21 protein-coding genes are annotated in these 24,639 nt (G+C 43.9%); 3 read left to right on the forward strand and 18 right to left on the reverse strand.

Annotated elements, in window-relative coordinates; genetic code table 11:
* Positions 1-17: 17 nt before the first annotated feature.
* From murF to NSU15_RS23145, 17 genes are all read right to left on the reverse strand, one after another.
* A complete protein-coding gene (gene murF, locus NSU15_RS23065) occupies positions 18-1,421 on the reverse strand; it encodes a UDP-N-acetylmuramoyl-tripeptide--D-alanyl-D-alanine ligase (RefSeq protein WP_339291440.1) in 1,404 nt (467 codons plus the stop codon).
* Positions 1,421-2,908, reverse strand: a complete 1,488-nt coding sequence (locus tag NSU15_RS23070) for a UDP-N-acetylmuramoyl-L-alanyl-D-glutamate--2,6-diaminopimelate ligase (protein ID WP_076117273.1) — start codon at positions 2,906-2,908, stop codon at positions 1,421-1,423. Before NSU15_RS23070 ends, murF begins: the two co-directional genes overlap by 1 nt.
* Before the next feature lie 55 nt (positions 2,909-2,963).
* On the reverse strand, positions 2,964-4,889 hold the full coding sequence (locus tag NSU15_RS23075) for a stage V sporulation protein D (protein ID WP_076117275.1): 1,926 nt from the start codon (positions 4,887-4,889) through the stop codon (positions 2,964-2,966).
* Positions 4,890-4,969: 80 nt separating this feature from the next.
* Positions 4,970-7,135, reverse strand: coding sequence for a penicillin-binding transpeptidase domain-containing protein (locus NSU15_RS23080; RefSeq protein ID WP_249923473.1), 2,166 nt, complete (start codon positions 7,133-7,135; stop codon positions 4,970-4,972).
* Positions 7,136-7,247: 112 nt separating this feature from the next.
* The gene (locus tag NSU15_RS23085; RefSeq protein ID WP_076117279.1) at positions 7,248-7,640 is read right to left on the reverse strand and encodes a septum formation initiator family protein; all 393 of its coding nucleotides are present in this window, start codon (positions 7,638-7,640) and stop codon (positions 7,248-7,250) included.
* A 23-nt stretch (positions 7,641-7,663) separates the two neighbouring features.
* Complete coding sequence (rsmH, locus tag NSU15_RS23090; RefSeq protein WP_042130253.1) at positions 7,664-8,617, reverse strand: 16S rRNA (cytosine(1402)-N(4))-methyltransferase RsmH; 954 nt, start codon at positions 8,615-8,617, stop codon at positions 7,664-7,666.
* A gap of 36 nt (positions 8,618-8,653) precedes the next feature.
* Positions 8,654-9,091, reverse strand: a complete 438-nt coding sequence (gene mraZ / locus NSU15_RS23095; protein WP_042130255.1) for a division/cell wall cluster transcriptional repressor MraZ — start codon at positions 9,089-9,091, stop codon at positions 8,654-8,656.
* A gap of 419 nt (positions 9,092-9,510) precedes the next feature.
* Positions 9,511-10,782: an adenosylhomocysteinase gene (locus NSU15_RS23100; RefSeq protein ID WP_170880228.1), complete on the reverse strand. Its 1,272-nt coding sequence runs from the start codon at positions 10,780-10,782 to the stop codon at positions 9,511-9,513.
* A 229-nt stretch (positions 10,783-11,011) separates the two neighbouring features.
* Entirely contained in the window at positions 11,012-12,643 is a 1,632-nt protein-coding gene (gene bshC, locus NSU15_RS23105; RefSeq protein WP_076117280.1) for a bacillithiol biosynthesis cysteine-adding enzyme BshC, read from the reverse strand.
* Positions 12,644-12,874: 231 nt separating this feature from the next.
* Positions 12,875-13,795: an ATP-binding cassette domain-containing protein gene (locus NSU15_RS23110; RefSeq protein ID WP_042130261.1), complete on the reverse strand. Its 921-nt coding sequence runs from the start codon at positions 13,793-13,795 to the stop codon at positions 12,875-12,877.
* A complete protein-coding gene (locus tag NSU15_RS23115; RefSeq protein ID WP_042130263.1) occupies positions 13,792-14,787 on the reverse strand; it encodes an ABC transporter ATP-binding protein in 996 nt (331 codons plus the stop codon). The genes NSU15_RS23110 and NSU15_RS23115 overlap by 4 nt, the downstream gene beginning before the upstream one ends.
* A gap of 12 nt (positions 14,788-14,799) precedes the next feature.
* The gene (locus NSU15_RS23120) at positions 14,800-15,714 is read right to left on the reverse strand and encodes an ABC transporter permease (protein WP_042132392.1); all 915 of its coding nucleotides are present in this window, start codon (positions 15,712-15,714) and stop codon (positions 14,800-14,802) included.
* Between the two features lie 33 nt (positions 15,715-15,747).
* Complete coding sequence (locus NSU15_RS23125) at positions 15,748-16,680, reverse strand: ABC transporter permease (RefSeq protein WP_042130265.1); 933 nt, start codon at positions 16,678-16,680, stop codon at positions 15,748-15,750.
* Between the two features lie 222 nt (positions 16,681-16,902).
* A complete protein-coding gene (locus NSU15_RS23130; protein WP_076117282.1) occupies positions 16,903-18,612 on the reverse strand; it encodes a peptide ABC transporter substrate-binding protein in 1,710 nt (569 codons plus the stop codon).
* Positions 18,613-18,763: 151 nt separating this feature from the next.
* Positions 18,764-19,150 carry a DUF3397 domain-containing protein gene (locus NSU15_RS23135; RefSeq protein WP_042130267.1) on the reverse strand — a complete coding sequence of 129 codons (387 nt, stop codon included), beginning with the start codon at positions 19,148-19,150 and terminating at the stop codon, positions 18,764-18,766.
* Between the two features lie 21 nt (positions 19,151-19,171).
* Positions 19,172-20,134, reverse strand: a complete 963-nt coding sequence (locus NSU15_RS23140; RefSeq protein ID WP_339287666.1) for a 2-dehydropantoate 2-reductase — start codon at positions 20,132-20,134, stop codon at positions 19,172-19,174.
* A 164-nt stretch (positions 20,135-20,298) separates the two neighbouring features.
* The gene (locus NSU15_RS23145) at positions 20,299-20,949 is read right to left on the reverse strand and encodes an RsfA family transcriptional regulator (protein WP_042130271.1); all 651 of its coding nucleotides are present in this window, start codon (positions 20,947-20,949) and stop codon (positions 20,299-20,301) included.
* 345 nt (positions 20,950-21,294) lie between these two features.
* Here NSU15_RS23145 and NSU15_RS23150 point away from each other — a divergent pair, with 345 nt between their 5' ends.
* The gene (locus tag NSU15_RS23150) at positions 21,295-21,531 is read left to right on the forward strand and encodes a DUF2626 family protein (protein WP_042130273.1); all 237 of its coding nucleotides are present in this window, start codon (positions 21,295-21,297) and stop codon (positions 21,529-21,531) included.
* 377 nt (positions 21,532-21,908) lie between these two features.
* Positions 21,909-23,081: a hypothetical protein gene (locus NSU15_RS23155; protein WP_339287667.1), complete on the forward strand. Its 1,173-nt coding sequence runs from the start codon at positions 21,909-21,911 to the stop codon at positions 23,079-23,081.
* Here NSU15_RS23155 and NSU15_RS23160 read toward each other — a convergent pair.
* Entirely contained in the window at positions 23,073-24,299 is a 1,227-nt protein-coding gene (locus NSU15_RS23160) for an extracellular solute-binding protein (RefSeq protein ID WP_339287668.1), read from the reverse strand. The genes NSU15_RS23155 and NSU15_RS23160 overlap by 9 nt on opposite strands.
* A gap of 96 nt (positions 24,300-24,395) precedes the next feature.
* On the opposite strand from NSU15_RS23160, the gene NSU15_RS23165 reads away from it, so the two are divergent.
* Positions 24,396-24,587, forward strand: a complete 192-nt coding sequence (locus tag NSU15_RS23165; RefSeq protein WP_339287670.1) for a hypothetical protein — start codon at positions 24,396-24,398, stop codon at positions 24,585-24,587.
* Positions 24,588-24,639 lie beyond the last annotated feature (52 nt).

Here is a 24,639-nt window from a genome sequence, read left to right on the forward strand (position 1 = left end):
GCACCCCCTCCATTTATTTAGGTCTGTTTATTCTCTTGATTAAGGCTCTGAAGTACTTCCTCAAGCCTCATCCCTCTAGATCCTTTGAACAGAACAATATCCTTAGAACTGCATTTCTCGATAAGAGCAGCTGTTAATTCTGACTTATCTGTAAAAGCCAGCACACGCTCGTTACCGAATCTTTCCTTCGCAGCTTCTGCAATATGGACTGACAATGGGCCATAGGTATATACAAAATCAGTCACTGCGGGGTCAAGGTAGTAGCCAATTTCTTTATGAAACTGTATTTCATCCGGCCCTAGTTCCAGCATGTCCCCCAGTACTGCGATTTTTTTGCCACTGCATTTCATAGTTTGGAGCACGTCAATGGCCGCCTTCATAGAAGTCGGACTGGCATTATAAGCATCATTCAAAAGTGTAAGCCCGGAAGAAGCTCGAATCACTTCAATCCGCATGCCCGTCAACTTGAGCTTACTTAACCCATTCTCTACATTTTGATCCGTTACCTCAAAATGGCGAGCGACCGCTAGTGCAGCCAACGCGTTAACAACGTTATGCTGACCTGGCAGCGGTAATGTAAAAGCATGTTCCTTATGAAGGTTTGACGTAAACGTCATACCACCATTATGGGACATCATCCCTGTCGGATAATCATCATTATCCCCGTTCAGGCCAAAACGAAAGGATACCATCCCCTCCGGAGCCTCAAAAGTGGACTCTTGCATTACCTCAGTCAGCAGCGGTTCATCACCGTTATAAATTAGCAATCCACCGGGCTTTAATCCTTCGACTATCTCCAGCTTGGCACGGGCAATTTCTTTGCGTGATCCTAGTTGCAGCAGATGCGACTCGCCTATATTAGTAATGACTGCAACATCAGGTCTAGCCAAAGAAGCCAGCAGAGCAATTTCTCCCCGCGAGCTCATACCCATTTCAAGAACAGCAATCTCTGTATCCTCAGCCATAGATAGAATCGTAAGCGGAAGACCAATATGATTATTGAAGTTCCCCTCTGTCTTATGCACCTTGTACTGCATTTCGAGCAAGGCCATGATGATGTCTTTTGTCGTAGTTTTTCCGTTGCTGCCCGTGACAGCGACAACCTTTGGAGCGACCTCATTCAAGTACGCAGCGGACAGCTTCTGAAGCGCCTCTAACGTATCTTCAACAATAATGACTCCGCCGCCCTCAGGTGCAGGACCTTTATCACGCTGCCACAAGGTCCCTGCAGCACCAGCAGCAAGAGCTGAAGCAGCATAATGATGACCATCAAATTTGTCACCCGATAGAGGGACAAATAGACAGCCTGTTGTTATCTTACGGGAGTCAGTAACGACGCCCGTAAGAGGTATATTCATAGCTTCGGCAGCAGGAAGTTCACCTGCGCACATCACAGCAATTTGTCCCAGTGTTCTTGTAATCAATAGCTTCGACCCCTTATAACTTCTTTAGCGACGATGCGGTCATCGAAATCGTGAACCACTCCACCAATTAGTTGATAGGTCTCATGACCTTTCCCCGCAATCAATACTACATCGCCAGAGCTTGCCATTTCAATAGCCTTCCCAATCGCTTCACGGCGATCAACAATCATATGATATCGATCAGAGGTAACTCCATCCTCCACTAATCCTGCTTCTATATCCTTCAGAATTAGCCCAGGGTCCTCCGTCCGAGGGTTGTCAGAGGTTACGAACACCATATCGCTATATTTTGCGGCTATCTTACCCATTAAAGGGCGTTTCGTGCGATCTCTGTCTCCTCCACAGCCAAACACAGTAAGCACTTTTCCTGTAGCAAATTCGCAGACCGTTCTTAATACATTTTCCAGCCCGTCTGGTGTATGTGCATAGTCAACGATAACGGCATATTCTTGCCCCTCATCCACTGACTCCACCCGTCCAGCTACCCCATCAATCGCCTCAAGACTAGTCTTGATATCTGACAATGACACATCTTCCAACAGTGCAGCCGTAATTGCTGCAAGTGCATTATAGACATTGAACTTGCCAACCATACGAAGTGAAATGTCCGTCTCACCCTTAAACGTTTCTACATGAAAAAAAGTTCCTTTTGAGGTAATCGATATTTGTGAAGCCCTGACATTAGCGTTGTTATCAATGCCATATGTAATCACTTCCGCCGCAGTTTGGGCTGCAAAATAATGGCTGGCTTCATCATCAGCATTAAGTACTGCATATTTACGTTCTTCTTTCCAAGGGGAGATCACATTTCCTAGTCTAGAGAAGAAGAGACCTTTAACCGCCCGATACTCCTCCATTGTATGATGATAATCCAGATGATCCTGGGTTAAGTTCGTAAATATTGCCGTACGGAAGTCCGCACCCTTCACACGTCCTTGCTGAAGCGCGTGAGAGGAAACCTCCATTACACAACACTCCACACCTTTGGATGCCATATCATGAAGCGAGCGCTGCAGATCTAGCGATTCTGGAGTAGTGCCTGACATCGGATAGCTTTGGCCGTCATAGCGCATTTGAATGGTCCCAATCAGACCCGTCTTCATATTCTGGTCTTGCATAATTCGCTCAATAAGATAAGTCGTTGTTGTCTTCCCATTTGTACCCGTAACCCCGATCATTCTCATTCGGCTGCTAGGTGAGCCAAAGAATGCATTCGACATGACAGACATCGCAAAACGGCAGTCATCCACAACGATCTGTGGAATATCAAGCTCTAGCTTATGCTCACATACGATAGCAGATGCTCCAGAGGCTACGGCTTGCGGCGCAAATTTATGTCCGTCTACGGTGTGACCCGGTAAACAGATAAACAGATCACCCGGACTTACACGGCGGGAATCCGTCTGAAGATCAGTAATCTCCACCTCCCCGTCCCCATATAGACGAGAAGTGGCAAGACAAGCAGATAATTCATTAACTTTCATAGTAATCCCTCACTCTACATTTTCGGATACAAACTGAACCCTTATACCTTTATCATTATTCACTAGAAGCTCCCATATAAATCCTGATGGTTGAGCCCTGTTCTACTCTTGCCCCAGCTTTCGGAGCCTGATTGATGACCGTATTGCCGGAGCCTGAACGCGCCAGATTAAAATTCATATTTAAATCCTCATAGATATCTTGTACGGTTGCACCTGTAAGGTCAGGCACGGTCACAATCGGAGTTTCACCATACTTATAAGTTTTTGGAAGCTGATCACTGCGTTCAGGAACCTTCATATAGTGCAGTGAGTCTTCCAAAATATTTTGCACGATTGGAGCTGCAACTACACCCCCAAATTGAATCCCTTTCGGATTATCCACTGCAGTGTAGACAACGATCTGTGGATCATCTGCCGGCGCAAAACCAATAAAAGAAACAATATGCTCTGTCGGAGAATAACGTCCGTTTACAACCTTCTGTGCAGTACCCGTCTTGCCACCTACACGATAGCCGTCGATAAAAGCCGGCCGTCCCGTGCCTTTGGCAACCACGCTCTCAAGTGCTGCCCGCACCTTCTTGGATGTCTCCTCCGAAATGACCTGCCGCACAAGCTCAGGCTTCACCTCTGATACAGTCTCTCCCGTTTCAGGATTAACCCATGATTTTGTTACATGTGGTTTATAGAGATTGCCACCATTGATAGCCGCGGATACCGCAGCAATCTGCTGGATAGGTGTAACCGAGACCCCTTGGCCGAAGGCCGTAGTCGAAAGCTCCACCGGACCAACTTGACTAAGCTTGAACAGAATCCCATTAGATTCTCCGTTTAGATCAATTCCCGTTTTGCTGCCGAAACCAAAATCACGAATATATTTGAAGAGGGTTTCTTTGCCCAGCCGTTGCCCAAGAGCAACAAAACCAGGGTTACAGGAGTTCTCAACCACCTGAAGAAAGGTTTGGCTGCCATGGCCGCCTTTTTTCCAACAGCGCAGCTTCGCACCCGCCACTTCGATAAACCCAGGATCATAGAAATGATCATTTTGCAGGTCTACCTTACCTTCTTGCAGTGCTGCAGCAAGTGTGATGATTTTGAACGTCGAACCAGGCTCGTAAGTCATCCAAATGGGCAAATTCCGATTATAGATCTGCGGATCATATTCCTTATATAAACCCGGTTCATAACCCGGTCTACTAGCCATGGCCAGAATTTCACCATTTTTCGGATTCATCGCTATAGCCCAAGCACCCTGCGCCTGATATTTTACCATAGCTTGATCCAGCTCACGTTCCATAATGGATTGAATCTGTTTATCAATCGTCAATTGCAGATTAAGTCCATCCTGAGGGGCAGAATACTTCTCCGATGATCCAGGCATGAGTCTTCCACCTGCGTCAGACAAATACGAAATATTGCCTGCTATTCCTTTAAGTAAATTATCGTATATGTTCTCGACCCCGGTAATTCCTTGGTTATCAATACCTGTAAAGCCTAGGATGTGTGCGGCAAGATCGCCGTAAGGATAATACCTTTTGCTATCCTCAGCGACAACGATGCCCGGCAACTGCAAATCACGGATGCTCGCGGCAAGTTCCATCGTAATTTTGCGGCCGCCGGGCTGAAGTTTCACCGACATTGATTTTTTAGTCAGCAAGCTCATCAGCTTCTCCTCGGTCATCCCAAGCAGAGGCGCCAATTGCTGCGCTGTCTTTTCCTTCTCTTTTACCTGCACAGGCACCGCATAAACTGTAGGTGTGCTGATATTATAGGCCAGCGGTATTCCTTCACGATCCAAAATTTCACCACGCTTGGCGGTAAAAGGAATATTGCGGCGCAAGGAATCTTCTACCTTGTCACTTAATTTCTCGCCTTGGGATAATTGCACGTAAGCAAGACGCACGACCAGCGAACCGAATAACACTGCCAGTCCCAGCAGCGTCCACAGCATTCTCCGCCGTGTTACAACTTTCGAAACCTTCATTCCGTTCTCCCCCGCTTTCACCTATAGACATGAGCTCTTATCTTCATGACTATTCGGGACAAACAGGGGTTAGAACAAGCCTATGGCCCGCTCTCCGATTCTGTACCCTCATCAGCAGATGAGGATGCAGGAACATCTTCACTATTATCGTTTAATGGCTTCATCTTCAAGGTTACCAATGTCTTGCCGTTCTTTGTTCCTTCAATCTGTTCCGAGACATATCCTTCGCCTTCTACCGCAATCTCCACTTTTAGTAGGGTTAGAACCTCAAGTGCATCACGCAGAGACTCTCCTTGTAACTTAGGAATAGTAGGTTTGTCCCCTTGCTTGCTTAATAGATATATACGCTGTCCTTGAACAAGTTTGGTTCCAGCCTCTGGATATTGGGTTTCAACAGAAGCTCCTTCACCGACCACTTCAAAATCAAAGCCTTGATCCAGAAGCGTTTCTCTTGCTTCCTTCATCGTTTTCCCCGTCAGATCAGGTGTGGTCCGGAGCGCAGGGGCATCTGTTTTAACTGTTTTTTTACTATCCTTATCGCTAGTTTCAGTTGCCAACTTTGGAACTCCCATGTATTGGAGAGACTGAGATACGATTTCTTTAAATACAGGAGCTGCAGCTTTACCACCGCCAACCTCAACGTTCGGTTCATCAATAATAACAATAACAGCGATTTTTGGATCATTCACAGGCGCATAACCAATAAAGGAAACCAGTACTTTGGACTTCACGTAATCCTTACCTTCAACCTTGATAGCCGTTCCTGTCTTCCCTGCCACACGGTAACCTTCAATATGAGCGTTGCGTCCGGTTCCTTTGACTTGGTCGGCAACAACCTGCTCCAAATATTCACCGGTTTTCTTGGCGCTTGCCTCATCAATCACCTGACGCACTACACTAGGCTGAGTAACCTTAGTGTCTCCGGTGTTTGGGTCCGTAACCTCTTTCACCACATACGGAGTCATCAGTTTCCCTCCATTAGCGATGGCAGATACAGCAACCAACTGTTGAAGCGGCGTGACACCTATTACTCCGTGCCCATAAGCAAGTGTAGCAATTTCAATAGGTCGATTAAGATTCGGATTTACGAACCCCTTTGCTTCTCCTGGCAGGTCAATGCCAGTCTTCTCATTGAAGCCAAAATCATCAATATACTGTAAAAGTCTATCTTGTCCTAGCATTTCATAAAGTTTTACAAAAAGGACGTTACTAGACCGCTTCACACCTTCGAGGAAACTGATTTGTCCCCAACCGGAACGATTAATATCATGTAATGCCTTACTGTATCCCTTAATTCTGATAGATCCTGACAAAAATGTAGCTACAGGATCAAAAAGCTTCTCTTCTACAGCTGCAGCAAGTGTAACAATTTTGAAGGTCGAACCAGGCTCGTAAGTTGATTTAATAGCATGATTATAGAAACCTGCGCCTTCAGCCCCTGTTTTCCAAAATTCATTTGGATTAAAGGTAGGCATATTCGCCATCCCCAAAATCTCCATTGTATTCGGATCAGCGGCAATGACACTCATACTTTTCGGCTTATATTGCGCATATGCCTTTTCCATAGCCTCTTGTATATATTTCTGGATCGTACTGTCGATTGTAAGCTTGAAATTACTTCCATTTACTACGGGTTTATAGGTATCTTTCGAATCCGGCAGCTTAACCCCTTGACCGTCACTTTGATAAAGCAGTTTGCCATCGGAACCCTTAAGCTGTTCATCTAAGGATTTTTCCAGACCCATAATCGCCTTGCCATCCCGATCTGTATACCCTAAAATATGCGCAGCAAGCGAACCCTTAGGGTAATATCGTTTCTGCTCTCTAACCAGACCAATCCCAGTCTCTTGAATTTTATGCTCTTTACCTAGGGCTACATAAAATTCTTTCACCTTATCAGCAAGTTCCTGATCGATCTTCCAGCCTTCGTTACGAACTTCACGGTTCTTGAGGTATTTGCCGTTCTCGTCTTTAGCTTCTATCAGCTTCCGTAGCTCATCTTCCGGCTTGCCGAGTAGCTCATGCAATCCCTTGACGACCTCATCACCGATTCCCTTTTCAGCAATGACTGCCGGATTCACAACCACAGTATAAGCGGGGACATCACTAGCGAGCACACTCCCATTACGGTCAGAAATCGTCCCTCGCTCTGCTTTGATAGTCGAGGTATGCGCCCAAAGTGTAGCAGCCTTTTCTTGCCAATCCGAACCCTCCACAACTTGAATCCAGAACACTCTAGCTATCAAAACAAGAAAAAAGAGGGTAATACACCCTCCTATAAACAGCGTGCGAAGTTTTATTCTCTTTACCATAAGCGAACCTCACAACTTTTTTTATTGCGATCTTGCCAATCGCTCACTAATTATCGCCTTCAGTCGATAGCGGACTCGCCGGAATAAATATGGTAGCATTTTCATCCGGTGCTACGTAGCCAAGATCCTTTGCCTTTTGGGCAACCTTCTGCTCCAAATTTTGCTTCTCCATTTCAAACGTGGAAATCTGCTTCTTAGCACTTGCTATCTCCTTATCTAATTTCTGGGCCTGCAAGTTCAAATCATAAATATGAACGTAACGTGAAATCAGGGTGATAGCCACCAAAACGCATACTCCTAGCGTCAGCATATACAAAAGTTTCTCTTGCAGCGGAAGTACTCTTCGTTTGGTAACTACTTTTGTCTTCTCGCGGTAAAGGGGGTTTACCTCTTCTTTTCTTTTGGGCTGAACTGCTAAATTGCCGCGGGTATAGGCCATCTCTGACTCTCCTTTATCGTCAATTACAATTTTTCTGCAATGCGCAGCTTAGCTGAACGGGCTCGAGTATTAAGCTCAAGCTCTTCCTCAGAGGGCACAAGCGGTTTGCGGTTGATTAACTTAAGCGTGCCTTTCGCGCCGCATACACAAAACGGAAAGTCAGGCGGGCATGTACATCTGCTTAAATAGCTGCTTAGTATTTGCTTGCAAATTCGGTCCTCGAGTGAATGAAAAGTGATAACGGAGACTCTACCTTCTGGTGCAAGGCAACGTACTGCGCTATGTAATCCTTCTTCAAAAGCACCCAACTCGTCATTAACAGCAATCCGTAAACCTTGAAAGCTCCGTTTAGCGGGATGCCCTCCCGTTCTTCGTGCAGCAGCCGGAATACCTTCCTTGATAAGCTCTGCTAATTCTCCGGTGGTCTCCACAGGACTTTCTTCTCTTCTGTCTACAATTTTCTTAGCGATTCTTCGCGAGAACTTCTCTTCTCCATATTGAAAAAGCACACGGGCGATCTCTTGCTCAGACCACGTATTCACAATATCAGCAGCCGTTAAAAGGGCTGTCTGATCCATACGCATGTCCAGCGGAGCATCATGATTGTAACTAAATCCGCGCTCTCCCTCATCAAACTGCGGAGATGATACGCCAAGATCAAAGAGCACTCCATCCACTTGGGGAATGCCATCTTTTTGTGGTACAAAGGGCACATCCTTTAGTACACTCTCCAGATCACGGAAATTGGTCTTAATAAGTACAACCTTGTCTCCGTATTCGGCCAGTCTCTCTTTAGCGTTCTCCAGCGCCCAATCATCTTGGTCCAAACAGATTAATCGGCCTTCGCCGCTAAGCTTGGAAGCAATTAGTGAGCTGTGACCCGCTCCACCGAGAGTGCAATCTACATAGATTCCGTCTTTTTTGATGTGCAGCCCTTCTGTCGCTTCTTCTTTAAGCACCGTGATGTGGTGAAACAAGCTGCATCCCTCCAGGACAGTATTCGATATTGTGTTTTATAGATCAAAATTGAAATCCACCAATTTTTCGGCAATTTCGTTGAACGATTCCTCGGACTGTTCGAAGTACTGCTCCCATAGCTCTTTGTTCCAGATTTCCACCCGGTTCGAAACGCCCAGAATAACACAGTCTTTGTCCAGTTTGGCATACTGCCTTAAATTGGCCGGCAGGTTTACCCTTCCCTGCTTATCCCATACACATTCTGTTGCGCCTGAGAAAAAAAAGCGGCTGAATGCGCGGGCATCTGATTTCATCAGTGAAAGGCTTTTTAGCTTTTGTTCCATGATTGCCCATTCTTCCATGGGATAAACAAATAGACAGGAGTCTAGGCCGCGGGTCGCCACAAAGGAGGTTCCAAGCAATTCACGAAGTTTAGCCGGAATAATGATTCGGCCTTTGTCGTCAATGCTGTGTTGATACTCTCCCATGAACATCCTTTTCCCACCCCTAATCCCCGAATCCCCACTTTGCCCCACTTTTCACCACTTAAGCATAATAGATTCGCCATTAAAAATCAAAAACCTTTTTCTGGCGCAAGGAAATTTTTTCTAAATCAGATAGATCATTACCCGAAAAACATTTCTCCACCTAGCATAAACGCCTGGAGCATCCTAATACGGACGTTTAGCGTCTAAATGTGTAATATAAAAAAAGCCATACAATCGGAATCTTGTCCGTTGCATGGCTTTTCAAGCATAAACGTCCTCGGCGTCCTTTTAAGGACGCGAAACGTTTAAGCGAGAAATATAAGGATAATGTATATCGTGAAACTTATACTCTCTTATATTTTTAAAAAGTTGCTTCAGTTCAAGGTAGACTTGGTTAATACTCTTTATCGTTGTGCGTACCGCAATTAATCGTTTAAATTCCAGCTGTCCAAATAATCCACTTGTGCTGGAGTCAGGCTATCGATGTTAATACCTAGACTTTCCAGCTTATAGCGTGCTACCTGCTCATCCAGCTCATAAGGAACATTCTCAACTTTTACGCCAATGCTCTTATAATTATCATTTACATATTTCAGCGACAGCGCCTGAAGCGCAAAGGTCGTATCCATAATTTCGGCAGGGTGTCCATCCGCAGCACCCAGATTTACAAGTCTGCCTTCTGCAAGCAGATATAGTTTACGGCCGTCGCGAAGCTGGTATTCTTCGATATTTTTGCGAACAGTTCGCTGGGATACGGATCTTTCAGACAATTCAGGCTTATTCACTTCAACGTCGAAATGGCCTGCGTTGCACATGATTGCTCCGTCCTTCATAACATCATAATGCTCCCCGCGAATGACATAACGGTTACCTGTAACTGTAACGAAGAAATCACCGACCTTAGCAGCTTCCAGCATAGGCATCACTTCGAAACCGTCCATATGTGCTTCAACGGCTTTAATGGCATCGACTTCAGTGACAACCACTTTGGCACCTAAACCTTTGGCACGCATCGCAACACCTTTACCACACCAGCCGTATCCGACAACAACTACGGTTTTGCCCGCAACGATCAGGTTAGTTGTCCGAATAATGCCATCCCATGCAGATTGGCCTGTGCCATAACGGTTATCAAACAAATATTTGCAATAAGCATCATTTACTGCGACCATTGGGAACTTCAAAACACCCTGTTTTTGAAGAGCTTTTAGACGAATGATGCCGGTTGTTGTTTCTTCAGCACCCCCGCGAATATTCTCCATCAGATCAGGACGCTCCGAATGTAGCAATGTAGCAAAATCCCCGCCATCATCAATGATCAAATCCGGTTTGCTTTCGAGTGCCTTGATATTCAGAGCTTTGAACTCTTCGGGAGACGGGTTGTATTTAGCAAATACTGTGATGCCGTCCTCAACAAGTGCCGCACATACATCATCCTGGGTGGAAAGCGGATTCGATCCGGTAATAGTTACTTCTGCACCGCCTGCTTTGACAACCTTCGCAAGATATGCGGTTTTAGCTTCCAGATGAAGCGTAATTGAGACTTTTAGACCTTTAAATGGCTGTTCAGCTTCGAACTGCTCACGAATACGGTTCAATACCGGCATATGTTGACGGACCCAGTCGATTTTCAAATGTCCTTCGGGTGCGAGTGACATATCAGCCACGATACTATTTTGATTAGTTGAACTCATAATGAAACCTCCTAAAAGTTTTATGGAGCAATACTTCCATGTTTTACTTCGCAATAAAACTTGCATCGTAAGCATACGCTTTGTTTTATGGAGCAATACTTCTATGTTTTACTTCGCAATAAAACTCGCTTCGTAAGCATAATCCATGTTTTGTGAGCGTTACTACATTGAATATACTTCGTACAAAACTCGCATCGTAAGCATCTGCTTTGTTTTGTGAAGCATTACTTCCCTACATATAAATGATGCGATGTGTCCCACTATAATCCGGTTCTATCGCCATCAGCTCATCCAACCATGGAAGTCCGTAGCGGTTCAAGTAATACATGATATTGTATACTCTTTCTTGCAGTTTACCCAGTGGCATTAACGACAGCTCGATTCGCTCCCATTGTCGGATTGCAGCTTCATTCTGTTTCGCCATTGCATCTTGGGCCTTTGCTTGTAAGAAAGTAATCTGATCCAAAATCTTATCTTTATTGTTATTTCCTAGTTTAAGTAGACCTGCCTGTATGGATCCAAGCTGTTCGATGAGCGGTTCGTACATAGCTGAGAAAGATGCTTTAGTTTCCTCAAATCGACGTTCGATTCCCAGCTCATCCTGTGCAGCCAGCCATTCATGTCTTTTACGATCTAGTCCCTGTCTTACATCCTCAAAGCTTAGTTGATATTTATCCATATGCTTATGAAGCGTACCTTCTACCACAGTGAAAGACATTCTTGGGATGATTAAAGGCATTTGTCCCCCGACCACCTCAAACGCACGATGCGGAATGGCCCAATAAGCAATCTCTCCTTGACCTAGCACCGTTGCTAGAACCGGCAACACATAATCCTGCATAAGCGGGCGTGTCAATACGTTGTTGCTGAAGCGTTCCGGATGTGCTTTTACTTCCTCTAGTAATTCCTCACGGGTAAATGATACCTGGCCCTTGCGATCGGCAAAGACTCCATCCTTCTTGTGAAGCAATAACCGTACACCTTCATGAATATAAAAGAGGTTGGCATTGCCTGCCGTAACGTCGGCTTGAAGTTCATACCCAGCGTTCACGATATCAGAAGCAGAATTCATATACGCTGTTTCCAGTGCATCGTTCTGCATAATTAGCGATGTAAAGAATGGCTCTTCTAACTTGCGTAGATTAGGATCAGCAGAATCAAGCAGGATCAGACCAAATTTACCAAATAAAGAACCCATTAGCTTGGCAAAAGCATCCGTCATACTATCTGCTCTAAACGAAGAAGATCGAATGAATTCCATAATTTGCGGTTTAAAGTCACTATCTTGAAGCATCCCATCCAGCTGTTCCACCACTTGCTGCCAGCTTTCCTCTTCTACACGAATATTACTCACTGAGGAACGTTTCTCCTCTGATTTCTCTATCTTAATCTTTGTGATCTCCTGCGTACGATTCAATACATACGTATGATTCACTTCATCCCAGTCATGATCCTCACCTGCGATCCAGAATAATGGCACTACAGGTCGATCGAGCTGCTCAGCAGCTTCTTTTGCAGCCATAATGGTTGTCATTGCTTTATACACTACAAGTAGTGGTCCTGTAAATAATCCGCTTTGTTGCCCACCAGTAACTACTAACGTTCCCGGCTGTTCCAAAAGCGCCAACGAAGCCTTCACCGCATCATGTGAATTATGCTTCTCATTATATTGACGGAGACATTCAGCAATTTGTGTTCGGTCGGCACGGAGATTCTCACTGCGATCCAGCCACTCTGCCCGAGTGCTTCTACGCTCTTTACTTCGGAAATCCCCACCATACAAATGACTAACCTTTTCAAAATTTTCTATATAGTCGCGCGCGAGTGCAGATCCACCCGGGAGCGGTTCCTTTACAATATTCATTTGCTAGTGCCTCCAGTTCTACTGAGCAGTTATATGTAAACCCAAGTTCGTAAACTCTTTATGATTGTATCCAAAGTCAGAGGCCACGTCAAAAGAAATGCATCCTGCAAAAAAAGCAATGCATTAGCAGCCGTATTATTTTTTCGTACTATAAACTAATTTTTAAATATCCCCACTACATACAAGAGGCGAGAGCATAACGCTCCCGCCTGTCTAATATTCGCTATGGATTTAAGCAAATTTTTTGCTTACCCAGTGTCCTTTTGATACTTCTACTAATTCAAAGTCGCTATCATTGCTCTTTTCGTTAGCGGAATAAATAGGACTACCAAGCTCATCATGTAAGTGAATGCGTTTCTTGTTCACTTCAATTTCCGGATCCGGAATTGGAATAGCTGACAAGAGAGATTTGGTATAAGGGTGGATAGGATTCGCATAAAGCTCTTCACTTTCCGCCAATTCTACCATTTTACCCAAGTACATAACAGCTACGCGATCACTGATATGTTTAACCATGGATAGATCATGCGCGATGAAAAGATAAGTCAATCCCAGACGATCTTGCAATTCTTTAAGCAAGTTAACGACCTGAGCCTGAATGGATACGTCAAGCGCGGAAATCGGCTCATCACAAACGATGAACTTAGGATTTACCGCTAACGAACGGGCAATCCCAATACGTTGGCGTTGTCCACCAGAGAATTCATGCGGATAACGAGTTGCGTGATCGTGGTTAAGACCAACCATATCGAGCAGCTCTTCGATCCGCTTTTTACGTTCTGCACGGCTACCAGCCATTCCGTGAATGTCCAGTGCCTCGCCGATGATATCAGAAACCGTAAAACGCGGGTTAAGCGATGCGTACGGATCTTGGAAAATCATCTGCATGTCACGACGCATAGCTTTCATTTTGTTAGAAGGCAATTTATAAATGTCTGTACCATTATATTTCACACTTCCGGCAGTTGGCTCATACAAACGAAGAATTGTACGTCCAGCAGTAGTCTTACCACAACCGGATTCTCCTACCATTCCAAGCGTCTCGCCCTCACGGATGGAGAAGTTAATATTATCAACAGCCTTAAGAACCTTGCCTTTACCTACATTAAAGTATTTCTTAAGACCTTCTACCTCTATTAGGTTCTTACTCAAGAGTACTGCACCTCCTTGGCCATCGAATGCAGATTCCAGCAACGCGCCATATGCGTTTCGCTGAATTCTGTGGCGCCGGGATCGATTTGTTCGCAAACATGCATTGCTTCGTTGCAACGCGCGGTGAACGGACATCCGATCGGCGGCTTGATCAGATCTGGCGGTGTGCCGATGATCGGAATAAGCGGCTCGCCTTTCTTTTGGTCCAGACGCGGCATTGAGCGCAGCAGACCTTTGGTATATGGATGTTGTGGATTCTTAAAGATTTCCCATCTTGTTCCAGTCTCCACAACTTCACCTGCATACATTACGATAACCCGATCACACATACCGGCAACGACGCCTAGATCATGGGTAATCAAAATAATGGAGGTACCTAGTTTTTGCTGCATCTCTCTCATAACTTCCATGATCTGCGCCTGAATGGTTACGTCAAGAGCCGTTGTAGGCTCGTCCGCTATGAGCAAAGCCGGACGACAGGCCAACGCGATTGCAATCATTACACGCTGGCGCATGCCGCCTGAGAATTCGTGGGGATATTGGTTAAAGCGAGCCTCAGCATTTTTGATACCAACTAAATTAAGCATCTCAATACCTTGCTTTTTCGCTTCGGCCGCTGACATTTTCTGATGTTTAATCAAAACTTCAGTGATCTGTTTGCCCACTTTGATGGTTGGGTTCAAAGATGTCATCGGGTCTTGAAAAATCATGCCAATATCTTTACCGCGAATGGATTCCATTTCTTTCATGCTTTTGTCTAGCAGATTTTGTCCTTGGAAAATAATTTCTCCCTTTTTCACTTTAGAGGGTGGGGAAGGGATCAAACGCATAATCGATTGTGCAGTTACACTCTTACCGCTGCCGGACTCGCCGACGATGGCAACCGTTTCACCTTTGCCAATTTCAAAATTCATACCACGGACAGCTTGTACCTCTCCGCCTTTAACAAAAAATGAAACATGCAAATCTTTGACTTGTAAAATAGGTTCCATCCTTAATCCCTCCTATTTCTTCAGCTTAGGATCAAGCGCGTCACGAAGACCGTCACCGAAAATATTGAAAGAAAGCATGGTTAAACTGATCAGAATGGCAGGGAACAGGAAGCGCCATGGATAGTACAACCAACCGGTGAGTGAATCGTTAATCATAGATCCAAGTGAAGCGATAGGAGCTTGTACACCAAGACCCAAGAAGCTTAGGAAGGCCTCAGCAAAAATTGCATTTGGTACAGAAAGTGTAATGGTTACGATAATCGGACCAACTGCGTTCGGCAGAAGATGCTTGAACAACAGTCTTGCAGAACCAGCACCCATGGAACGGGAAGCCAATACGAACTCGCGATTCTTGAGTTGCATAATTTCTCCACGTACAATCCAAGACATCGTAATCCAGCCTGTTATGGTTAAAGCTAGGATGATTGTACCAAGACTTGGTTCAAGCACGACCAAGAGCAAAATTACAACCAGCAAATAAGGAATAGAGTACAAAATTTCAGAGAATTTGTTCATGATATTATCTACACGGCCACCGAAGTAACCCATAATTCCACCATAGATAACACCAATAAACAAGTCGATGGCTGCAGCAGCTAAACCTACGATCAAGGAGATCCGTGCACCGTACCAAGTACGAACGAAAATATCACGTCCAAGATCATCCGTTCCAAACCAGTGTTCAGAGGAAGGGGGCTTATTGGTGCTCATCAAGTCATTGGAATAATAGTTGTATTTCGAGAAAAAAGGAGCGAAGATCGCTGCAAGCACGATCAAACCTAGAATACCAAGCGCAGTCATTGCCATTTTGTTCTGACGCAACCGTTGCCAAGAATCTTTCCAGGCAGAGAGACTCTCCCGCTGAATTACCTCGGCTTCTTTTTCATCTATACCGACTTTTTGAAAGTCTTCCGGTTTTAGATTCATGTTCTTTAGCAAGTTATTATCACTAGCCACTAATTAGCCCTCCTTTCCTCCACTTAGTTTCATACGTGGGTCAATCAATACATAAGCAATATCAGTAATGAAACGGGCTACCATGAGTAGTACACCATAGAAAATGGTAATCCCCATAATAACGGTATAGTCACGGACACCAATCGCTTCCACGAACTGTTTACCAATGCCCCCAACACCAAAGATCTGCTCGATTACAACCGAACCAGTTACGATGTTAGCTGTCATAGGTCCCATGTAAGTAACTACAGGCAGGATACCATTGCGAAGTACATGGCGGCTCAGAATAGCCATCCAGCTTAACCCTTTAGCCTTAGCCGTTTTGATATAATCCGCATTCAGAACCTCAAGCATACTTGAACGGGTCAAGCGAGCTATAAAGGCTATCGGCTGTGCCGAGAGTGCTGCTACAGGTAAGAAATAATAGATTGGCCCTTTAAATCCTGAAACCGGTACCCAACCCAATTTGAAAGCGAACACATACTGTAATAATGACGCGACTACAAAGCTCGGAACCGCAATCCCCAGAACTGCCAACACCATCGCGGCGCTGTCAAGAAACTTTCTGTGATAGAGTGCCGCTAACATGCCGAGAAGAACCCCAACAATAACCGCCACAACAATTGCGACGAGTCCCAGCTTCAGCGACGCTGAAAAGGTTTGACTGATCAAATGAGATACATCTTGATTCAGGCGTTTCATGGATACACCCAAATCACCTTGGACAATATCACCTAAATACTTAAAATACTGATGAGAGAGCGGCTTGTCCAGACCATATTGCTCCATCAAACGTGCTTTAATTTCTGGCGGTACTTTTTTCTCAGAAGTAAACGGATCCCCTGGAATAGCTTTCATCAAGAAAAAAGTTGCTGAAATCAGTACAAATAATGAAACCAACATATAGAAGAATTTATTTGCGACATAACGAACCATCCCCATCACACCTCCTCCGACAAATTTTTTGAGAGCATTATATTGATTTTATGAAAAAAACGGATTTTTGTCCATTTTCTAAATATGTTATAAATAACAATAAATAACAAATAGACTGGAATACAAAAAAAAGGGATATATATGGAGTTCCACATATATATCCCGAAGTATTGTGTTACTTCAGTCAACTAACTATTCTGTTTAAATTACTAGAGCAAAATCTTAGTGCTCAAGCAAGTATCCACGAGTCAAGTCAATTGCACCACTGAAGTCAAGAGTAACACCTTTAAGGTACTCTTTAGTCAGGGAGTTGTTAGTGTAGTAGTACAATGGAATCAAAACTTGATCTTGCTCGATGAGCAATTTCTCTGCTGCTGCAAACTTGTCTTGACGTACTTTCAAGTCAGTGCTTGCTTTAGCTTCGCTGATCAATTTGTCATATTCAGGATTAGCGTAACCAGTATCATTGTTACCGCCGCCTGTTACCCACATATCAAGGAAAGTCATTGGATCATTGTAATCCGCAGTCCAACCAGCACGTGCAACTTGGTAGTTCAGGTTTTGACGGTTTTCGATAAATACAGCCCACTCTTGGTTAACGGTTTGTACGTCAACACCAAGATTGTTTTTCCACATATCAGCAATTGCCAAAGCAATTTTCTTGTGACCTTCACTTGTGTTGTAAGTCAATGAGAATGTAGGCAATTTGTCAAGGCCTTCTTCTTTCAGACCTTCAGCAAGCAATGTTTTAGCTTGTTCTAGATCTTCAGTGAAGTAGCTATCTTTAACTGCTGTACGGAATTCACCATCAGCACCAGCAATACCTGGAGGTACAAAACCGAATGCTGGGAATTGTCCACCTTGTACTACATTGTCAATCAAAGCTTGACGGTTAATGGACATTGCAAGAGCTTTACGGATTTTTGCGTTAGTGAAAGGTTTTTCAGTGATATTGAATTCGTAGTAGTATACGGAAGCAATACCTTTACGGCTAAATTCTTTTGGAAGTTCTTTTTGTACGATTGGAATTTGTTCTGATGGAATTTCACCAGTTGGTCCACCTGCACGATCGTATTCACCGTTCTTGTAGCTGAGCAACTCAGTTGCACCGCTGTTTACAAGGGAGAAATCGATTTTGCTAAGTTTAATGGAATCTTTATCCCAGTATTTATCGTTTTTAGTTACAACAAGTGTTTGACCTGTAGTCCACTCAGTAAGAGTGAAAGCACCGTTAACGATCATAGTGTCTTTGCTTGTTGCCCATTTTGGATTACTCTCAATGGATTTGTGTACAGGGTAATAAGTGTAGAAGGAAAGCAATCCAAGGAAGTAAGGAGTTGGGGCTTCAAGAGTAACTTCTAGAGTTTTCTCATCAACCGCTTTGATACCTACTTGACTGAAATCAGTAATTTCCTTGTTATAGAACTTTTCAGCATTTTTGATGTAATACAATTGATAAGCGTAAGGTGCAGCGGATGCAGCAGCAGGATCGAGCACGCGTTTCCAAGCGCGAACGAAGTCTTCTGTTGTTACAGGATCGCCGTTACTCCATTGTGAATCACGGAGTTTGAAAGTATATACCAGACCGTCAGCGGAAATGTCCCAGCTTTCAGCAACACCTGGTTCAGCTTGACCAGATTCAGCATTCATGCGAGTCAGACCTTCGTACATTGTTGTCAGGACAGTGTGAGCTTGGCTATCTTGAGCCAATCCTGGATCAAATGTTGGAGGCTCAGAGCTTAGGTTGATTCTCAATGTTTGGTCCGCAGCCAATTTCTCTTCTGTAGCCGCATTACCAGTTGCCGTGTTACCAGTGTTACCAGCGTTACCTTTGTTGCCGCTGTTTGCATTGTTTCCGCCGCAGCCAGCAAGCACTGTGCCGATAACAAGTACTAATGCAAGCATTAGCAATAGACTTTTACTCTTCTTCATCTAGCAGTTCCCCCTAAATAGAATGTGGTATATGGTTTATGATTATACAACCAGTGGTCAAAAAAATCTAGTGGAATGTTTTCAGAAAATTCTTTTTTTATTAAAACTTTAAACTTTTGTGACGTTGCCGCTTCACCGAAGCAGTGGAACATTACATCGCTTGTGATATGTACTTAATTAGCCCTACAAACATAAATAATAAATATCCTACACTCATAAAAAAGAAAGAAAGTCTCCAAACTGCCCGAAATAACCGCTTTCCATCTACCTTTCCTTTCAGTCGATTCTGAGCGCCGCCAATCAATCCAGTGGATATTAATACAATAAGTAGTATAAGATAAAACCCAAAACCGTTATTAAATAAGTTGTTAAATAATGCGGAGACCGATAATAATAAAAAAAATGTAGTTACGTCCATAGCGAGCATAAAAGTTTTCTTTTTATCTTTTTTTAAGCCTCTTCCAATGAAATAAACAATTAAAAACGGTACTATTGGAATCAAGCTCAAAGTAATGACCGAATTCATCAGCAATCCCATAGCTTCACCTCTCCTCCGAGATCATACCTTTATTCCTTCTACTAGTTGACAGATCAAGCGATGTAAAGGAACCAACGTTCCCGTTCTTTCTGCCATATTTACAAGACTTCCATTGATCCATTGAATTTCTGTGGTTCTCGAAGCGAGAACATCTGCCAGCATGGACGCAGTATTGCCAGCCGTATTCCTGCAGACTTTAAGGATGTTATCCCACGCATCGTGATCATAAGCAACTCCGCAGGCATCATATACCATAGTAGCTTCTCTAAAAAGTTCTTTCATTAACTGCAGGCGCCCTTCTGATGCAAGCAGCTCACCATTTGGAACACGCCAAATCGCCGTGAGTGGATTAATTACGGCATTGATTAGGAGCTTCCGGTAAATCATGGTACCCACTTCATTCGACAAAAAGGCGGAGAATCCTGCCAAAATGAGGACTTCTATTAAATATTTCGCTTGTAAATCAGTATGTATGATATGAGCTTGTCCATTCTTTAAGCCCCATCTCCCTATCCACACCTCCCCGGCACCTGCATGAATGACCTCAGTCAAAGATTTGCGCTTCGCAGCTTCTGTTGTAACGGCAGCATATAAATTAGCTTTCGGTAACAAGTCTCTGAGCATCTCCATATGTCCTATGCCATTTTGAAAACAAATGATGTGTGCCTGTTCTTCCCTAAGGGGGGATAGAAATTCAGGTAAAACATTATGTAATATATCCTGTTTAACCGTCACTATGATCCAATCACTTGGCTCACGAAAATACGCATCTGTAAACTCCTCTATGGGTGCGAACGCAAATCGAGCCCCCGAAATCGAAATCGAATCGCGGCCATCTTCATAACTCACAGTTAAGCCCTCGTTCTCTAATTGCCGGCACTGCTCTATCCCTCGACACCACAATCTCACTTTATTCCCGGATGCAATCAGCCTTCCTGCCAAAAGCAGACCAAGTGAACCCGCACCGATTATATCGATTCTCATCTGATCCTCCTGTTGATCTCAAGCGCAATTTTTCTAAGTATAGCCTTAATATACCAAGAAGAAACGTCGTTGTCCTCTTTTATAAGGGGCAATACCCAATCAAAACACCCGCAAATGGCGCTAATAAAGCGAACCACTTACGGGTGTTTTAGTTTGCAAACCGTTTATTCAATACGTTCTAAATTTCCATTCCCATCCATTTTAAAACGAGTCTTCATTTCTTCTTCTTCTTCGTTTAAGAAAGCGAGCCTACGAGCACGATCCATAATCTGAATTAAAGCTTTGTAATCATCGTTGACTACCCGGTAGTCACTTTGAGCAAGATTAACCTCTTTGGACAACCGCTCATTCTCAGATCTTAATTCTGTTAATTCATCTTCCTTCTCGCGCAAATCTCTCTCCAGCATTTTCAGCTGACGTCCTGCTTCCTGGATTGTACCTTTCCATTGTCTCAGGAAACGTATAACCGCATCAATGGATAATGTGTTCTCGCTTAATCCTTCGCCTCGTCCGAATTCCTCGTCGGTATCCCCGAGAATCAGACCCGCTACCTGTGCTCCTCTAACTGACGGTTGCTTTTTCAGGTAACTTCGTTTCTGACGTTGACCTTTTGCGATTCCGATTGCGCCTTCATAGCTTTTTCGAACACAGCTGTTCCAGCGGAATCCGCACGCAGCCGACGTTCTGCCGATTTTCTCGCCCACTTCTTCAAAAGCAGCAAGTTGTGTACTGCCCTCCCGAATGTGACGCAAGGTTACTTCTGCCAGTATTAGATCATCTTCTGCACTCCAAGCATCCTGTCTAACGGCTGTCATCCAACCAAACCTCCTAACAACATCTTGAAATAACCATCTCCATAACCGGCAGCTCTGCCGGGTAGTGAATAGGGATAAAAGCTGCTTACTCCATTTCTATGCTTCTCATAGAGTTCATAGAATCTATTTGATACTAAATTGTATTTCCATTATCTGCTCACATCATACGCTTTAAGTTATAAATTCTCTTTTTTCAATCATTAATCACCTCAGTCAATTATAAAAATCGCATTTTATGAAGATTAGTACATTTTTTTCAATGAATTCGTTTACACATTTTTACTGAACGGGTATAATAAGTCGAAGGAATATTCGTGAGATACATACTGGAAGGGGGACTCTCTCTTGGACCGCATGTTTCGGGTATTAGGTTTTTTTACACTGGCTATTGGATTGATGGCTTTTGCCGGAGGTCTGACAGAAATGGCCTTGCTTTTCTTTTTACAAACCGCTTTTTTTGTAATTCTCGGTTATTTGAAGTTTACTGAAAAAACTTATGTCCTACTTTTTTGGGCATACATGATTTTGACTTTCACCGGTTTCAGCTATTGGACGATCTTTCAAATGGGTCTTCCACTATAAATTGCAGTACTCTCTTGAAGCGGATGAGGTCCTTATCTAATAAGGATCACTTCCGTTTTTTTGTTTATAAGCTAGTATATATATGAGGCCCTCACAAAATACCCGAGTACGCATCGAAGCAATAACGCCTTCGGTGTCCCTAAAGGACGGTAAGCGTTTATGCGCGAGATATAAGGATAATGTATAACGTGAAGCTTATACTTTCTTATATTTGAAGGATAGCCTCACTTTGTGGGGATATTTTTGTATGTATGCTATTTTAGAAGGGTTAAACATATTATTAGTACATACATATATCAATTCAAGAAGAATCGGCTTTGCCGACCCTTTTGGGGACGGTTTCCGTTTCTACGAGAAATAGAAGGATGATTTATGGAGTGAAACAGAAATTTCTTATATTTCAAAAAAAAGGTGGTGGTGTGGTGCGCTCCCGCAATTCCCTAAGCCGCATGATGGCAACCATACTAATTCTCTTCTGTTGTACATTGTTCCCGTTACAATCTACGATGTACCTGTCTGCCGATCCAAGCGGTTCTTTTTTCAATTCCTCTATACCAGATAATGAAGAAACCCGTAAACTTCTGGAGCAGACTTTGTCTTCCGCAGAAATCGAGCGGGAAATCATCAAGATTACAGCCGAACAAAAAGCGCTTGAAGAAAAGGTAGAATCCCTCGAAGAGCAAGCCAGCCAGAAAAAATCTGCCATCGCAAAGCAACAAGAGCGTGCAGGCGCAGTCCTGCGTTCTTATTATATGGGGGATAGAGACGGTCTCATGGCTGCGTTTTTATCCGCGAAAAGTATTAGCAGATTCCTGGCTCTATTCGATTATTATGAAATAATTATTGGAAATGACCGCGACATTCTCACACAATACGAGGATCAGTATAGGGATCTAAAAAAGACCCTCCAAGCTGCACAACGCAGCTCGAAGGATCTTGCGGAGCTACGAACTGCTCTTGAGGAACAGAAAATTCGGGTAGCTGCGCTCAATAAAGAAATTGAAGGCGGGATTAAAGACAGTAGTGACCCTGATAATATGAGCGCTCTTCTTCAAGAATTCACATTATATTGGGAGAATATTGGTTTACGCGAGGTAAAGACCTACTTCAAAGCATTATCATCTGCTATGAATAAGTTACCGCAGTTTGTCCAGAATCGAGAGGGAGTCCTTACTCGTAAGGGGATGACTTATGTTCTAAATCTGAAAGAAGAGGATCTGAACGAATTTCTTCAATCCCAGAATAAGCTATTTAACGATTTCGCTTTTCATTTCAATGACGGATCGATTACTGCCACTGGAAAAAGCGGAGCGTTAGCCCTTTCATTAACCGGTCACTACATCATTCAGGAAGAACCCATCAACGGACTTATATTCCAAGTAGATCATGTTGTATTTAATGGTCTCGAATTACCTGACACCACAAGAAGGACACTGGAAGGGGAATTTGATTTAGGTTTTTACCCTGGGAAAATCGTTTCTTTTCTACGTGCCACAAAAGTAGACAGTAAAGAGGGCGTCCTGCAAGTTAAACTTTCGATCTCATTCTAGACCTTCCTTAATGAAGTCTTTGTACCCTGCCGCATCAATTTTTCCTGTAAGCAGTAAGGATACTGCTTCAGCAATCTTACTCCAGCCGCCTTGGGATTCGACCTCCGGGGCGGTTTCTTCTGTCAGTAATAGTTCGACTCCGAAAGGAAGCTTATATTTAAAAGCATGCTCCGAACGATAAAGGACATCCAGCGCAGGCAAGCTCCCCGTGTTCTCCAGCCAATCCATCTGAGAATCCTCCGAGGTAATAAATGTCAACCAATTCACGGCTTCCTTTGGACTTTGAGATTGCGCCGGAAGCGCAAAGGAACGGCTGTAATAGGATTCAAGTCCTTTCCCGTCACTTGCGGTCAGTGGTGCTTCAGCAACTAAGGATGAATTGCCATGTTTTTGCCACTCTGATAGTGGTAGAGCAGCAACAGCAACGCTTCCGCTCTGAATCATATCCCAAACATCTTTGTTATAGCGACTGGTAAGGTAAAAATAACTGCGAGCATTCTGAGTCCAATTCATCACTTCTTGGTTATCCGATAGCAAGCTGCTGTTCATACTCTCCATGACCGCCGACAATCCATATGGATTACGTGTATCCATTGCGAGCAAATATTTCCCTTGCTCTTTAAGCACATTCTGAAGCAATGTATTCCACTGTTCCAGACTTCTTGGTAAGGTGGTGAATCCCAGTTCCGCAAGACGCTGTGGTGAATAAACAAGGATATAAGGGTCTATATCCAGCGGCACTCCCCAATTATATCCGTTCCATTGCATCCATGGGATCAACTGAGTTAACGGTGCAGTTCCTGGAATGCTCTGATAAACATCCACCGGTAATAAATATCCACGTGTAGCCCAGTCGAGAATACTTCGTCCATCCGCCATGACGATATCCGGACTGTCTCCGATGGTTAGATCATGCTTCAAAACTTCGTCTGCATCCTCGCTATCAATATTTCTTAATATCACCTTTACTCCACTTTCTAAAGTATAACGATTGCTTAGAAGCTCCAGCTCACTGAATTCCTCACTATTTAGCGATACTGTTATACGCAGACTATCTATAGAACCCTCTTCCCCTGAAGAAGGATTTGTAGACTGACTTTGAGGCTTTTTCATAGGATGTGGGTCGTTATTGGTACTCAATTCCATACTGGGCGACAAGCTTGTCAGCGATAGTAGTAAAATTGCAAAAAGCAGCCAATAATTTTTGCGTTTAAGCACGATTTCCCACCTTCCCCATGATTCGTCTCCACTATTTTACCAAACCCGTCGCTGCTTGTCTTTAGAATGTGAAAACGTTCTCTTTCTATTATATAGGTGAAACGACGGAGACAATTAAAAGACTGGGTGATCTTAGCGCTAAAGGCGCTCCGTGTGCGGATTATTCTACCGATCGCTGTTGTCTCCAGATTTATGGATTATATTCCTAAACGGTTCCTAAACGGTATAAATCCGGAGACAAAGGCGAGCGCTAACGCTTCTACAGAACAATTCCTCCCCCTCCGCTGACCGCGCTCATTCTAAAGCACCACAACCGTTAATTCCCTCCTCCGTTTCTGGG

This window comes from Paenibacillus sp. FSL E2-0201 (assembly GCF_037963325.1).
GTDB lineage: Bacteria > Bacillota > Bacilli > Paenibacillales > Paenibacillaceae > Paenibacillus_AQ.

Coding starts and splice junctions, on each gene's coding strand:
- NSU15_RS23070 (WP_076117273.1), bottom strand. CDS start 2,908: ATGAAAGTTAATGAATTATCTGCTTGTCTTGCCACTTCTCGTCTATAT.
- NSU15_RS23075 (WP_076117275.1), bottom strand. CDS start 4,889: ATGAAGGTTTCGAAAGTTGTAACACGGCGGAGAATGCTGTGGACGCTG.
- NSU15_RS23085 (WP_076117279.1), bottom strand. CDS start 7,640: ATGGCCTATACCCGCGGCAATTTAGCAGTTCAGCCCAAAAGAAAAGAA.
- mraZ (WP_042130255.1), bottom strand. CDS start 9,091: ATGTTCATGGGAGAGTATCAACACAGCATTGACGACAAAGGCCGAATC.
- bshC (WP_076117280.1), bottom strand. CDS start 12,643: ATGAATATTGTAAAGGAACCGCTCCCGGGTGGATCTGCACTCGCGCGC.
- NSU15_RS23115 (WP_042130263.1), bottom strand. CDS start 14,787: ATGGAACCTATTTTACAAGTCAAAGATTTGCATGTTTCATTTTTTGTT.
- NSU15_RS23120 (WP_042132392.1), bottom strand. CDS start 15,714: ATGAATCTAAAACCGGAAGACTTTCAAAAAGTCGGTATAGATGAAAAA.
- NSU15_RS23125 (WP_042130265.1), bottom strand. CDS start 16,680: ATGGTTCGTTATGTCGCAAATAAATTCTTCTATATGTTGGTTTCATTA.
- NSU15_RS23130 (WP_076117282.1), bottom strand. CDS start 18,612: ATGAAGAAGAGTAAAAGTCTATTGCTAATGCTTGCATTAGTACTTGTT.
- NSU15_RS23135 (WP_042130267.1), bottom strand. CDS start 19,150: ATGGGATTGCTGATGAATTCGGTCATTACTTTGAGCTTGATTCCAATA.
- NSU15_RS23140 (WP_339287666.1), bottom strand. CDS start 20,134: ATGAGAATCGATATAATCGGTGCGGGTTCACTTGGTCTGCTTTTGGCA.
- NSU15_RS23145 (WP_042130271.1), bottom strand. CDS start 20,949: ATGACAGCCGTTAGACAGGATGCTTGGAGTGCAGAAGATGATCTAATA.